This window comes from Aurantimicrobium minutum, from assembly GCF_002355535.1.
Classification (GTDB): domain Bacteria; phylum Actinomycetota; class Actinomycetes; order Actinomycetales; family Microbacteriaceae; genus Aurantimicrobium; species Aurantimicrobium minutum.
On record NZ_AP017457.1, the window covers coordinates 889,786 to 902,972 of the forward strand.

At 53.9% G+C, this 13,187-nt stretch carries 14 protein-coding genes; 5 read left to right on the top strand and 9 right to left on the bottom strand.

The window, feature by feature from the left end; translation table 11 throughout:
- Positions 1 to 5: 5 nt before the first annotated feature.
- From AUMI_RS04350 to dxr, 4 genes are all read right to left on the bottom strand, one after another.
- Positions 6 to 1,259 (bottom strand): MFS transporter, encoded by a 1,254-nt coding sequence (locus AUMI_RS04350; RefSeq protein ID WP_231951698.1) that lies wholly within the window; start codon positions 1,257 to 1,259, stop codon positions 6 to 8.
- A 119-nt stretch (positions 1,260 to 1,378) separates the two neighbouring features.
- A complete protein-coding gene (gene ispG, locus AUMI_RS04355) occupies positions 1,379 to 2,527 on the bottom strand; it encodes a flavodoxin-dependent (E)-4-hydroxy-3-methylbut-2-enyl-diphosphate synthase (RefSeq protein ID WP_172418254.1) in 1,149 nt (382 codons plus the stop codon).
- 32 nt (positions 2,528 to 2,559) lie between these two features.
- Entirely contained in the window at positions 2,560 to 3,888 is a 1,329-nt protein-coding gene (locus AUMI_RS04360) for a M50 family metallopeptidase (RefSeq protein WP_096381730.1), read from the bottom strand.
- 46 nt (positions 3,889 to 3,934) lie between these two features.
- On the bottom strand, positions 3,935 to 5,017 hold the full coding sequence (gene dxr, locus AUMI_RS04365) for a 1-deoxy-D-xylulose-5-phosphate reductoisomerase (RefSeq protein WP_096383459.1): 1,083 nt from the start codon (positions 5,015 to 5,017) through the stop codon (positions 3,935 to 3,937).
- 137 nt (positions 5,018 to 5,154) lie between these two features.
- Between dxr and gabT the strand changes: the two genes are divergently transcribed.
- The gene (gene gabT / locus AUMI_RS04370; protein ID WP_096381732.1) at positions 5,155 to 6,498 is read left to right on the top strand and encodes a 4-aminobutyrate--2-oxoglutarate transaminase; all 1,344 of its coding nucleotides are present in this window, start codon (positions 5,155 to 5,157) and stop codon (positions 6,496 to 6,498) included.
- 72 nt (positions 6,499 to 6,570) lie between these two features.
- Complete coding sequence (locus AUMI_RS04375; protein WP_096381734.1) at positions 6,571 to 7,563, top strand: asparaginase; 993 nt, start codon at positions 6,571 to 6,573, stop codon at positions 7,561 to 7,563.
- On the opposite strand, the gene AUMI_RS04380 is transcribed toward AUMI_RS04375, so the two are convergent.
- Genes AUMI_RS04380 through AUMI_RS04400 form a run of 5 tightly spaced genes read right to left on the bottom strand, consistent with a single transcriptional unit; the run spans position 7,556 to position 10,689 of the window.
- Entirely contained in the window at positions 7,556 to 8,248 is a 693-nt protein-coding gene (locus AUMI_RS04380) for an SDR family NAD(P)-dependent oxidoreductase (protein WP_096381737.1), read from the bottom strand. The two genes, AUMI_RS04375 and AUMI_RS04380, sit on opposite strands and share 8 nt — an antisense overlap.
- On the bottom strand, positions 8,245 to 8,829 hold the full coding sequence (gene rdgB, locus AUMI_RS04385) for an RdgB/HAM1 family non-canonical purine NTP pyrophosphatase (RefSeq protein ID WP_096381739.1): 585 nt from the start codon (positions 8,827 to 8,829) through the stop codon (positions 8,245 to 8,247). The genes AUMI_RS04380 and rdgB overlap by 4 nt, the downstream gene beginning before the upstream one ends.
- A 3-nt stretch (positions 8,830 to 8,832) precedes the next feature.
- Positions 8,833 to 9,567, bottom strand: coding sequence for a ribonuclease PH (rph, locus tag AUMI_RS04390; RefSeq protein ID WP_096381742.1), 735 nt, complete (start codon positions 9,565 to 9,567; stop codon positions 8,833 to 8,835).
- Positions 9,568 to 9,575: 8 nt separating this feature from the next.
- Entirely contained in the window at positions 9,576 to 10,415 is an 840-nt protein-coding gene (gene murI / locus AUMI_RS04395) for a glutamate racemase (protein WP_096381743.1), read from the bottom strand.
- On the bottom strand, positions 10,408 to 10,689 hold the full coding sequence (locus AUMI_RS04400) for a DUF3039 domain-containing protein (protein WP_096381746.1): 282 nt from the start codon (positions 10,687 to 10,689) through the stop codon (positions 10,408 to 10,410). Before AUMI_RS04400 ends, murI begins: the two co-directional genes overlap by 8 nt.
- Before the next feature lie 208 nt (positions 10,690 to 10,897).
- On the opposite strand from AUMI_RS04400, the gene AUMI_RS04405 reads away from it, so the two are divergent.
- The 3 genes from AUMI_RS04405 to AUMI_RS04415 are packed head-to-tail and all read left to right on the top strand — an operon-like array spanning position 10,898 to position 13,171.
- A complete protein-coding gene (locus AUMI_RS04405) occupies positions 10,898 to 11,590 on the top strand; it encodes a phosphocholine cytidylyltransferase family protein (RefSeq protein ID WP_096381749.1) in 693 nt (230 codons plus the stop codon).
- Positions 11,591 to 11,627: 37 nt separating this feature from the next.
- Positions 11,628 to 12,428: an ABC transporter permease gene (locus AUMI_RS04410; protein WP_096381751.1), complete on the top strand. Its 801-nt coding sequence runs from the start codon at positions 11,628 to 11,630 to the stop codon at positions 12,426 to 12,428.
- Positions 12,428 to 13,171, top strand: a complete 744-nt coding sequence (locus AUMI_RS04415) for an ABC transporter ATP-binding protein (protein ID WP_096381754.1) — start codon at positions 12,428 to 12,430, stop codon at positions 13,169 to 13,171. Before AUMI_RS04410 ends, AUMI_RS04415 begins: the two co-directional genes overlap by 1 nt.
- The last annotated feature ends 16 nt before the right edge of the window (positions 13,172 to 13,187 follow it).

Below are 13,187 nucleotides of genomic sequence, written 5' to 3' on the forward strand. Positions count from 1 at the left end.
CAATCTTAAGCGGTGTGCACGCTCTTGTTGCGCCAGCCCAACAGGAGGACCGAAATAGCAACCAGCCCAACTAGGCACATCACCCACACGTTCAGCAGGCCATATCCCACAGCCGCAAGGACCAGACCAGCAAGTGCCCCTCCGCCAGCGCCAGCAAAACTCATTACCGAGTCAGAGAAACCTTGAACTGTTGTTCGATTTTCTGCCGCAACAGATTCAGTCAATAACGCGCTGGCGGAAACAGTTGAGGCAGACCAGCCCAGACCTAACAGCACCAGCGCAATAGTGACAGCACCGACAGAATCTGGCGCTGAAAAGTTCACAACCAATGAAGAGAAAAGAATTGCTTGGCCAATCAAGATGGTTGTGGTGCGACCAATGCGGTCTGCAAGCCATCCGAATACCGGCGAAAAGGCATACATTCCAGCGGTATGCAGACTGATTACCAAACCAATCATCGGAAGGACCACATCGTGCAAAGCCAAGTGAACCGGGGTCATGGCCATCACGGCAACCATCGTGGCGTGGCTCATTGCGAGCGTAAACACGGCAACTGCACCGGCGGGAGTCTCTGCCAGGATCTTGACGGCAACGCCAAAACCTCTGCGTGCCGCAGGAGCGGGAACGCCCTCGTCAATAGCGCGTTGTTTAGCAAGTAGCAGCGGGTCTGGACGAAGAGCAGTAAGGAAAAGAACAGCCGAACATAGTTGCGCAAAGGCTGCGATGGCGAATGCACCGGTAAACAATGGCAATCCCAGGGAGTCCCCTAAAGCATCTCCAGGGCCAACCAGGTTGGGCCCGGCAACTATGCCAATTGTTGTGGCCCACACCACCAGCGAAAGATCACGAGCGCGAGTTTCAGCTCTTGCTAAATCTGCAGCCGCGAAGCGAGTCTGCAGATTCACTGCCCCGCCGGCTCCGAGGGTCAACATGCTCACCAACAGCAATGGCAAGTTCGACATACCGGCAGCAACAATCACCATGACGGCTCCGACGAGACCAATGGCACCTCCGGTTGCGAGCGCATAACGTCGGCCCACGCGACCAGCTAAACGAGCCAGAGGAATCGCAAAAAGAGCAGTACCTAGCGTGGACATGGTGGCTGAAAGGCCAGCATAAGCAGGAGAGCCACCAACTTCCGCGGTGAGCAATGAGCCTAAGGAAAAGGCTGCACCCATTCCTAGCCCACCGAGTATTTGGCCGGCGGCCAATACGCGCAATGAGCGACGTTGAATTGCTCGATAGTCGGTGATGCTCACCACTTCAAGCTATACCCCCGGGGGTTACTTCATACGCCTAAAGATGACAACACCAACGGCCATCAGGACAAGAAACACGAAGGCTGCAACAAGAAAAGGACCTGACATGTTCTTATTCCTTAGGGAGTAATGACTTCGACAGAACCGATTTCTCCCGCAGGCATTTCTGCAGCAAGACGGTTGGCTTCTTCAATCAGCGTGGCAACAATTTCACTCTCAGGAACAGTTTTCACAACTTCACCCTTGACGAAAATCTGGCCTTTACCGTTACCGGAGGCAACACCAAGGTCAGCGTCACGAGCTTCACCGGGTCCGTTAACAACACAGCCCATAACTGCCACACGCAGGGGAACCGTCATGCCTTCCAGACCAGCAGTGACGTCGTTGGCGAGCTTGTAGACGTCAACCTGTGCACGTCCACAACTGGGGCACGAAACAATCTCAAGCTTGCGCTCACGCAGGTTCAATGACTGCAGGATCTGCAGACCAACCTTGACCTCTTCGGCTGGTGGGGCAGAAAGGGAAACACGGATGGTGTCACCGATTCCCTCACCCAGGAGGATTCCGAAGGCGGTGGCAGACTTGATAGTTCCCTGGAAGGCAGGGCCTGCCTCGGTAACGCCTAAGTGCAGTGGCCAATCCCCACGTTCAGCGAGCTGGCGATACGCCTTCACCATCACAACGGGGTCGTTGTGCTTGACGGAGATTTTGAAGTCGTGGAAGTCGTGTTCTTCAAACAGGCTTGCTTCCCACATAGCGCTTTCAACAAGAGCTTCTGGGGTTGCTTTGCCATATTTCTCGAGCAAACGAGGGTCAAGAGAGCCCGCGTTGACACCAATACGAATACTCACGCCAGCTTCTTTGGCACGGCGGGCAATTTCACCCACCTGGTCATCGAATTTACGAATGTTGCCAGGGTTCACACGAACTGCGGCACATCCTGCGTCGATTGCTGCGTAAACATAGTTGGGCTGGAAGTGGATATCCGCGATGACAGGAATCTGGCTCTTCTTGGCAATGATGGGCAGAGCCTCAGCATCGTCACGACTGGGCACAGCCACGCGAACAATGTCACAACCTGAAGCAGTCAACTCTGCAATCTGCTGCAAGGTCGCATTGATGTTCGTGGTGGGGGTGGTGCACATCGACTGGACGCTAATGGGTGCATCCCCACCGACAAGAACTTTTCCAACTTTGATCTGACGGGTTTTACGACGTGGCGAAAGAACTTCAGGAGTCTTCGGCATTCCAAGATTTACAGCAGGCACGGCTTTAGCTTACGCGTGAAGTGGAAAGTTCTTTAGCCAAAAATGCTCACCGGCTTGAAGATGTCTGCATAGAGCAAGAGTGCGCTCATTGATGCCAGCAAGATAACGACCAGCAATGTCAAGGGCATGAGCTTTGCTGTATCGAAGGGTCCAGGATCTGGACGCTTCCGTATCTGAGCAATCTTGCGACGTGCTGCTTCATACAGAGCACCCGCAATGTGACCGCCATCAAGAGGGAGCAGTGGAACCATATTGAATACGAACAAGGCAATATTCAACGATGCCAAAATACCGATCAGCGTGGCACCCTTTGCTGTGTCATCCACCATGTTGGTGCTCGCAACTTCTCCAGCCACACGGCCAACACCCACGATGCCGATGGGGCCATTGATGTCTCGTTCTTCAGGACCGAAAGCGGCGTTCGCTACATCAACCATGCGCTGCGGCAGGTGCAAAATCATGTTGGTGACACCGGCAATATTTTCACCCATCATGGGGAACACTTCAGTAATTGATCCAGGTGTCATGGCGTAGTCAGGTGAAATACCAACAAAGCCAACTTCTTCAACAACTGGTTGCCCGCTGGAGTCCAGCACTGGATTACCTTGATCATCAACTTTGGTGCGCTCAGCTAGAACGGGAACAACGCTGAGTGAAACTTCTTGGCCGTCACGGTCGACAACTACGGTGAGAGTTTCGCCAGCAGAAGAGCGAATTACCTCAGTTCCTTCATTCCAGTTGGTCACCTTTTGACCATTGATGGAAAGAATGGTGTCGCCTGCTTGAAGACCAGCTGTTACACCCGGAGCCTCAACTGTTGAGTCAGAGCATTCGGCAGGAATACCTTCAGCAGTCACACACTGCGTGATGGTGGCAACTTGAGTTGTGGGGGCTGGTTGCCCGTATCCAACAACCAAGATCGCAAACAACACGAATGCGAGCACCAAGTTCATGAATGGGCCACCCACCATGATGATGATGCGCTTCCACACTGGCAGGTTATAAAACGCTCGTGATTTATCCAGGTCAATCATGGACTCATCACTGGCTTGACGTGCGTCCTGAACGAGCTTGCCGAAAAGTCGACGAACACGATTCTTCGAATCTACAGGTTCATCTCCGGGAGGATACATACCTGCCATCGAGATGTAACCGCCCAAAGGAATGGCCTTGAGGCCGTATTCGGTTTCGCCAACTTTGCGAGAAAACAGTGTGGGTCCGAAGCCAATCATGTACTGGCCCACCCTCACGCCAAAGAGTTTGGCAGGCAGGAGGTGCCCGATTTCATGCAGACCGATGGAGACCGCCAGTCCAACTGCAAAGATGACGACGCCGAGGAAGTAAAGCCAGAAAGTATCCATTAGAAAAAGATTAACCCGACCGTCTGACAATCAACCGAGAACAAGGTCAGGAACCAATGACTTCATCAGCACGCTGACGTGCCCAGCGCTCTGCTTCAAGGACTGCTTCACGTGTCAGTGCCCCGGATGCGGGAGTGTGTTCATCAACGACGCGCTGAATCGTCGTGAGGATATCCAAGTAGCCGATTTTGTCTGCGTGGAAAGCCATGACTGCTTGCTCATTAGCGGCATTGAAAACTGCCGGGAAAGTTGAACCCGCTGATCCAACCTGTTTTGCTAACCAGACCGCGGGGAATGCTTCTTCATCTAACGGTTCAAAAGTCCAGGATTGTGCTTTTGTCCAGTCTAAAGGTTCGCCAACACCAGCGACACGGTGTGGCCAGTCCAACCCCAGAGAGATGGGCAGACGCATATCAGGCGGAGATGCTTGAGCAATGGTTGAACCGTCCACAAACTCCACCATGGAGTGCACGATTGACTGGGGGTGAACAGTGACATCTATTCGATCAAAAGGAATATCAAACAGCAGATGGGCTTCGATAACCTCAAGACCCTTATTGACCAGCGTTGACGAATTCGTCGTCACAACAAGACCCATATCCCACGTGGGGTGAGCAAGGGCTTCCTGGGGCGTGACAGAAACTAAGGATTCACGGCTACGTCCCCTGAAAGGGCCACCGGAAGCAGTCAAGACTAGGCGTCGAACTTCGGCGTGCGTTCCCGAGACGAGTGCCTGCGCGATAGCGGAATGCTCTGAGTCAACTGGAACTATCTGGCCTGGCTTGGCGAGGTCGGTTACGAGAGTTCCGCCGACAATGAGGCTTTCTTTGTTGGCCAGCGCAAGCGTTTTCCCAGTTTCTAGCGCCGCTAGAGTAGGACCTAGACCTACAGATCCGGTAATGCCGTTGAGGACGACGTCAGCATCAACACTGCGAACAAGTTGTTCAGCTTCTTCGTGGCCGATGGCAATGTTGCTGACACCGAACTCGGTGGCTTGGTGGTGAAGAACTTCGCGATTTGACCCAACGGAAAGTCCGACAACTTCGAAACGGTCACGGTTGGCACGGATCACATCCAAAGCCTGAGTTCCGATAGAACCTGAGGAGCCAAGAATGAGGACGCGACGCATAATCTCCATCTTTCCACCACTTTCGAGCTAGCAATATTGTTCGGGTACGAACTATCCTTGAAATCTGTGAGAAAAACTGGACTTTTTTCTTCCACACCCACCATTTACCTCAGTGCCGAGGAAGTTAGGATTGCACTATGACGAACACTTCTGCCCCCGCCGCAACCGTTGTTACACAGGAACGCAAGGTTGTTACCGCAATCCCTGGACCCAAGTCACAAGAAATGATGAAGCGACGTAACGCTGTCGTTTCTGCAGGTGTGGGTGCCGCACTTCCCGTGTTCATTGAGAACGCACACGGCTCCATCGTGGTTGATGTGGACGGCAACCAGTTCATCGACTTTGCCGCAGGTATTGGTGTGACCACAGTGGGACACAGCAACGACGGTGTCGTTGCCGCTGTAGCTGAGCAGGCCGGTCACTACACCCACCTGTGCTTCACCGTGACCCCCTACGAAGGTTATGTGGCAGTAGCTGAGCAGCTCATCAAGCACACTCCCGGTAACCACGACAAGCGCGTCATGCTCGCCAACTCGGGTGCCGAGGCAGTAGAAAACGCCGTCAAGTTTGCCCGCAAGTTCACAGGCAAGAACGGTGTTGGCGTTATCGACCACGCCTACCACGGTCGCACCAACCTGACCATGGGTATGAACTTCAAGAACGCCCCTTACGGAACCGGATTTGGTCCACTTGGAAACTCTGTATTCCGCGCTCCCAGCTCCTACCCTTTCCACGACGGGCTCAGCGGAGCTGAAGCGGCCAAGCGCACCCTCTCCTATTTCGAAAAGATTGTCGGCGCTGAGGATCTCGCTTGTATCTTCATGGAACCCATTCAGGGTGAAGGTGGATTCGTTGTTCCAGCCGATGGCTATCTTGCAGCTATCCAGGAATGGTGCACCGCGAACAATGTTGTCTTTGTAGCTGATGAAGTTCAGAGCGGTATTGCTCGAACCGGGGACTACTTCGCCACCACAAATATGGGTGTCGTTCCTGACATGATGACCGTTGCCAAGGGTATTGCTGGCGGTATGCCACTGTCTGCTGTCGTCGGTCGCGCCGACATTATGGATTCTGTTCACGTAGGCGGTATGGGTGGCACCTATGGTGGCAACCCCGTTGCCTGTGCTGCAGCACTGTCTGTTTTCGAACAGCTCGAAGACGGAAAGCTCTTTGCTGAAGCCAAGCGCATTGAAAAGACTCTTGGTGGTGGCCTGCGTCAGCTGCAGGAAAAGTACCCTGTGATCGGTGATGTCCGTGGCCGTGGCGCGATGCTCGCCATTGAGCTCGTCCAGCCCGGCACCAAGGACCCCAACCCTGATGCAGTCAAGAAGGTTATTGCTTATGGCGCCCAGCACGGTCTGCTCTTGCTCAGTGCAGGAAGCTACTACAACGTGCTGCGTTTCCTTCCTGCAGTGACCACCAGTGATGCACTACTCGAAGATGCACTGAGTGTCCTCGATGAAGCACTGGCTTCACTGTAAATAACAAGTAGATTGTGAGGGGTCACCAGATACTGGTGACCCCTTCCTTTTTGGACAGAACTAGGAATACTCATGGCAGAAACAGGCAGCGTCGCCACATCCGAAGAATTAGCCGTTCTCGTTCGTAACGACTTCATTGAATCTCGCCACGCAGGAAGCGTGGTCGTGGTCAACCCACAGGGCGATGTCATCTTCAGCAAAGGCGACCCATCTGCGCTTGTGTTCCCCCGCTCTGCCATGAAGCTATTCCAGGCCATGGGTATCTTCTCGACCGGGATTACTCTCTCTCCCGAGCACACCGCTTTAGCAACCTCCAGCCACACAGGTTCGGCAGCACATGTGGAGATGGTGCGTGAAGTGTTGAGCTTGGGTGGTTTCACTGAAGCTGATCTGCGTTGTGCCACAGAATGGCCAGTCAACAAAGAGATGCTCAAGCAGGTGTACAAAGCAGATGGATCGGCTCTGCCGATTTATCACTGCTGTTCAGGTAAGCATGCAGCGATGCTGCTGGCGTGCCAGGCCGAAGGCTGGCCTACTGACAACTACACCGATCCAGGCCACCCTCTTCAACTCCGCATTCGTGAAGCGGTGGAATACCTCACGGGTGAGACTGTGACAGCCACCGCCGTTGACGGTTGCGGTGCTCCCGTCCACGCCATGCCCTTGGTTGCCCTTGCTCGTGGTGTGGCCAAGATGCGCTCAGCGAATGAATCCGCTCCCATGAACATCGCTTCCTCTGCACAGAAACTGTTCTCTTCCATGCTCGAGCACCCGTGGGTTGTGGGAGACCACGGTGAGCCTGACACACTCATCATGGAAGAACTCGGCTTTGCCGCGAAGTCAGGTTACGAAGGTGTGTTCCTTGTTTCCACACCGGATGGAACGACAGTGGCGACGAAGATTCTTGATGGAAACTTGCGCACAGCCCCTATTGTTGCCCTGCAGGCTCTGGTGCGCGCGGGCGCTCTCGAACAAAGTGCGCTAGATGCACTCATCCCCCGCTTGCACACCGAGGTTTACGGCGGCGGCAAAGTTGTGGGACAGCTCACAACAACCTTTAGCTGAAAGCGTCCGCGGGGACATCCTTTTCATCTGCTGTGATCGCGGTGACAATACGCGTTGCAACAGCATCTGGCGAGAGTCCTTCAGGCATCGTCGGTGCAATACCGGCGATAGCGCGAGAGGCAAGACCTGTTTCGGTGTGAGGCGGACGCGTGTCCACAATGCGAATACCTTCACGACGTAATTCTCGCTGTGCTGCGCTGACAAAGGCCCTTAATCCTGCTTTGCTGGCGCCATATGCGGCCATACCGGCTGTAGGCATATCTGCGATCACTCCAGAGATGGTGACGATGAAAGGATCACTTCCGGCAGCCTTGGCAGAAGCTAAAGCGGGGATAGCTGCTCGAATAAGTTCGATAGCGCTGGTTTCATTCACGGCAACCAGGGTGCTCAGCGTTCCCACCTCGAGTTCGGAAACTGGTCCAAAGGCAACCAAGCCGTGAGCAATCACAATTCCATCCAGCTGGCCAGCAGAGGTAACTGTATTCACCAGGGATTCCGCAGCGCCGGGCAGAGCCAAATCAAGCGTGAAGAGCTCACTGGAGATACCAAGTTCCTGGAGCTTTGCGCCATCGCGTCCCGTGAGAACAACCTGAGCACCAGCTCCAGAAAGTTGACGTGCAATACGGGAGCCGAGCGCACCGGTTCCACCGGTGACGAGAATACGCTTACCTGCTAGTTCAGTCATGAGCTCAGTCTGTCAGCCAAGGCCCGTAAAGCGCGAGAGCGATGACTTAATTGATTCTTCTCATCGGGATCCAAGATTGCCGCAGTGACCTCATACCCTTCAGGAATAAAAACGGGGTCATAGCCAAAACCGTTTGCTCCGTGAATTTCACGGGCAATGCGGCCAGGCCATTTCCCTTCGACCACATATTCCTCATTGGTCACAGGGTTCACCACAGCAATAGTGCATTGGAAGTGAGCGCCGCGGTCTTCATCTCTGACATCACTGAGTTGATCCAGTAGGAGTTGAACATTCGCGGCGTTGTCTTTGGCGGATCCTGCCCAGCGGGCAGAAAAGATTCCTGGGGCACCGCCTAAAACATCGACACAGATACCGGAGTCATCCGAGAGGGACGGTAGTCCTGTGTGAGCGGCCGCTGCACGCGCTTTAATGAGCGCGTTCTCGGCAAAGCTCACACCATCTTCGATGGGCTCAGGCCCGTCATAGCCAATCACCGTAATGCCGGGAACAAGAGAACCCAGAATGGCATTGAATTCCTCAATCTTGTGCAGATTGTGGGTTGCCAACACGAAAGTGTTCATGATCTAGGCAAGTGCTTGTCGCTGGAAGTTGGTGAGGTCGTGTGCCCCAGCAACGGCGAGATCCAGCAACGAGTTCAGCTCGTTGCGATCGAAAGGAGCGCCCTCAGCAGTTCCTTGAACTTCAACAAAGAGTCCGCGACCGGTGACTACGACATTCATGTCGGTCTCCGCGCGGACATCCTCAACATAGGCAAGATCTAGCATGGGCACACCGTCAATGATTCCGACCGATACGGCCGAAACGCTGTCGATCAGTGGTTCTGCAGAAGCGGGAATGAGTTTTTGTGATTTACCCCACGCAATGGCCTCGGCGAGCGCCACATAGGCGCCGGTGATTGCAGCGGTGCGGGTTCCCCCATCAGCTTGGAGAACATCACAGTCGATCACGATGGTGTTTTCACCGAGTGCTTTGGTGTTGACCACGGCGCGCAGTGAGCGGCCGATGAGGCGAGAGATTTCGTGGGTGCGCCCACCAATTTTGCCTTTGACCGCTTCACGATCCATGCGCGAGTTGGTCGAGCGAGGAATCATCGCATATTCGGCTGTCACCCAGCCTTTACCGGATCCTGTCATCCAGCGGGGAACACCACTGGTGAATGAGGCGGTGCACAGAACCTTGGTTTTGCCGAAGGAAATCAGTGCTGAGCCTTCTGCCTGTTCACTCCAGCCACGCTCGATGGTGATTTCACGAAGTTGGTCGACGGCACGGCCGTCAGCACGGGTGATGTTCTCAGACATAGATTCCTTTAGTTGAGGGGAAGATTGATGGCCCCTGTTGGGGTGTAGTCCACAGAAACAACCTGGGGACCTAAAAAGAGTGACGATAAGCGAAGAAACTCAGCTGTGTTATCGCCAGTTGCTTCATAAATGTAGGTGGGCGCAGCGGGATCGATGCGGTCTAACTCTCTAGTGACCAATTCCCGATATACGTCCTTGGCTGTTTCGTTATCACTGGAGACCAGTCGAACATGATCTCCCATGACGTAGGAGATTGCTCCTCGGAGGAAGGGGTAGTGCGTGCAGCCGAGGACAAGGGTGTCAATGTTGGCGGTGATTAAGGGCTGCAGGTATTCCCTTGCAACTCTCAGGACATCTGCCCCGCTGGTTTGACCGGCTTCGACAAATTCCACAAATTTGGGGGCTGCCTGAGTGAAGAGTTCCAAATGGGGAGCGGCAGCAAAAGCGTCGTTGTATGCCCTGGAGGTGATGGTTGCTGTTGTGCCAATCACACCAATGCGGTTGTTGCGTGTGGCAGCGAGAGCACCACGAACAGCTGGCTGAATAACTTCAACCACGGGTACGTCGTAGCGTTCGCGCGCATCACGCAGCATGGCCGCGCTGGCTGTATTGCAGGCAATGACAAGCATTTTGACGCCCTGCTCAACCAGCCCGTCCATGACATCGAGTGCATAGGTGCGCACATCAGCGATGCTTTTGGTGCCGTAAGGCGAATGGGCGGTGTCGCCGATGTACGTGATTGATTCGTGTGGGAGTGAATCACGAATGGCCCTTGCGACGGTGAGACCACCCACACCAGAGTCAAAAATGCCGATGGGCGCATTGCGGTTGAACCGGCCGCTAGTCATCTTGGAGCTTTTCGTAAATCTCTTTGCAGGTTTGGCACACGGGGAACTTCTCTGGATCACGTCCAGGCGTCCACTTTTTTCCGCACAGTGCGCGAACTGGCTTTCCTGAGAGGGCGGACTTCATGATGTCGTTCTTCTTCACATAATGAGCGAAACGATCGTGATCGCCTTCATCCAATTGCTCGTTACGCAGCAGCTCTTCGAGTTCACGGTCAAGGGTGGCAGTACCACCGCCGGTCTCCAAGGGTGTGCCGTCAGGAAATGTCGAGCTCATATGCCAATTCTATGAGGCGGAAGCCTCCTGAGTGAACCCTGTGAAAAGTGTCACGAAAAGGCAACAAGCGGGCTTAACTTCTGGCTTTTTCGCATTAACGGCGGGTAAACTAAAGGAGACATAACGGGGTGTCGTTCTCATCGACATTTTCTGGTGCCCGTTTCTCTTGTTCTTCTGGTGCATCTGACACCACTCAAGGAGCTTTATCGTGACTACACAGGTAGTAATTCTTGCCGCTGGCATGGGTAGCCGTCTTGGCCGCTCACTGCCTAAGCCGTTGACTGAACTCAGCGACGGCCGCACCATCATGCAGCAGCAGATGGAAAACATTCGTCACGCTTTTGGGAACGACGCACACATCACTGTTGTGGTTGGTTACAAGCTTGAGCACATCATCGAGGCTTTCCCTGATGTGAACTTCGTCTACAACGAGCAATACGACACCACCAACACCTCGAAGTCCCTCATGCGTGCACTGCGTGCATCTAGCAACGGTGGCGTGCTGTGGATGAACGGCGACGTTGTTTTCGATCCAGCTGCTCTCGTGCGTGCGTCTGAACTCATTGTGCGCGACCAGTCTTTTGTGTCGGTGAACACTTCTTCCGTCTCCGACGAAGAGGTCAAGTACACCACCACAGCTGAGGGCTACATCAACGAGCTGTCCAAGACCGTCAAGAATGGTCTGGGAGAAGCCGTTGGTATCAACTACATTTCTGCCAAGGACAAGCCCGTTCTGCTGCATCACCTCACCAAGGTCAACGACCAGGACTATTTTGAGCGTGGACTTGAACTGGCTATCGAACAGGATCGCCTCCTTGTTGAGCCCATGGACATCTCTGACCTCTACGCAGTCGAAATTGACTTCGCTGAGGACCTCGAGCGCGCCAACCTCTTTGTCTAACCTGCGCACTTTCCTCTAAGGCCTTAGGCTCTAAGTCGTGAGCGCACCGGTAGAACAGTCTCCGTATCAGCGGTCTTCTTTTGCGCGCTATCGTCACGCTCTGTGGCTGTTGACTCGTCGTGACCTGAAGGTTCGTTACTCAACGAGTGCTCTGGGCTATCTCTGGTCCATTCTTGATCCGCTGATTATGAGCGGAATCTACTGGTTTATTTTCACCCAGGTTTTCCAGCGCGCAGCCGGTACAGAGCCCTACATCGTCTTCTTGCTGGCAGGGTTACTGCCCTGGATGTGGTTCAACAGTGCCGTTTCAGACTCCACCAGAGCATTCATCAAATCAGCAAAACTGGTCCGTTCCACAGCTATTCCTCGGAGCATTTGGGTTGCCAGCATTGTGCTGGGTAAGGGTATGGAATTTCTGTTTTCCCTGCCGGTGCTTGCAATCTTTGCCGTTGTCGCCGGTGCACAGCTGGGCTGGGAAGTGGTCTTTTTCCCACTGGCGATTCTTATTCAAGCAATCCTCACCTTTGGAATTGGCTTGATTGTTGCTCCGCTGGTTGTGTTTTTTAGGGATTTGGAACGGGTCATCAAACTCTTTCTCCGTTTCCTCTTCTATGCCTCCCCCATCATCTATGCCTTCGGTGATTTGCCTGCCGCGGTTCAGCCCTGGATGGCGTTCAACCCACTTGCGGGAATCTTTGACCTCTATCGCGCTGCCTTCTTCCCTGAAGAGCTCAACTGGAGCGTTGTGGGAATCTCTGCGGCAATGTCGGTGATTATTCTTGGCCTGGGCATCTGGGTTTTCTCCCGTGCTGAGCGTTCTGTATTGAAGGAGATCTAATGAGTACTCCTTCTGTGATCACGGTTAACAATGCCGGAATTCGTTTCCGTCGCAACCACAAAGGACGTCGCTCCCTCAAAGATTTGTTTGGCTCCAAAACCCGACGCTCTAAGCCCAATGAGTTTTGGGCTTTGCGCAATGTGTCTTTCACCGTTGCCCCGGGTGAAGCCATTGGTGTGGTGGGCCGAAACGGTCAAGGTAAATCAACTTTGTTAAAGTTGGTTGCCAACGTGCTCATTCCCGATGAAGGACACGTGCAAGTTCACGCTGGCGTTGCCCCACTGATTGAAATCACCGGTGGGTTTGTCGATGACCTCACCGTGCGCGATAACGTCTACCTCACCGCGGGACTGCACGGCATGACTCGGGAACAGGTTGCAGCAAAGTTTGATGACATCATCGACTTTGCTGAAATCGAAGACTTCCTCGACACCCCCTACAAGCACCTCTCCAGCGGCATGAAGGTGCGCTTGGCTTTCTCTGTGGTCACCAGTTTGGAAGAACCTGTTCTTCTCGTCGATGAGGTCCTGGCCGTGGGAGATAAGTCTTTCCGCAACAAGTGTTACCGCCGCATCGAAGAAATGCTGGGAGAAGGCCGCACCCTGTTCTTTGTCTCCCACAACGAAGGCGACCTCAAACGTTTTTGTACCCGAGGCCTCTATCTCGACAAGGGCACCCTCAAACTCGATGGCCCCATCATGGATGTCATCAATGCCTATAACGAGGACTACCCAGGCCTATAAGACCTGGGTAGCTTCC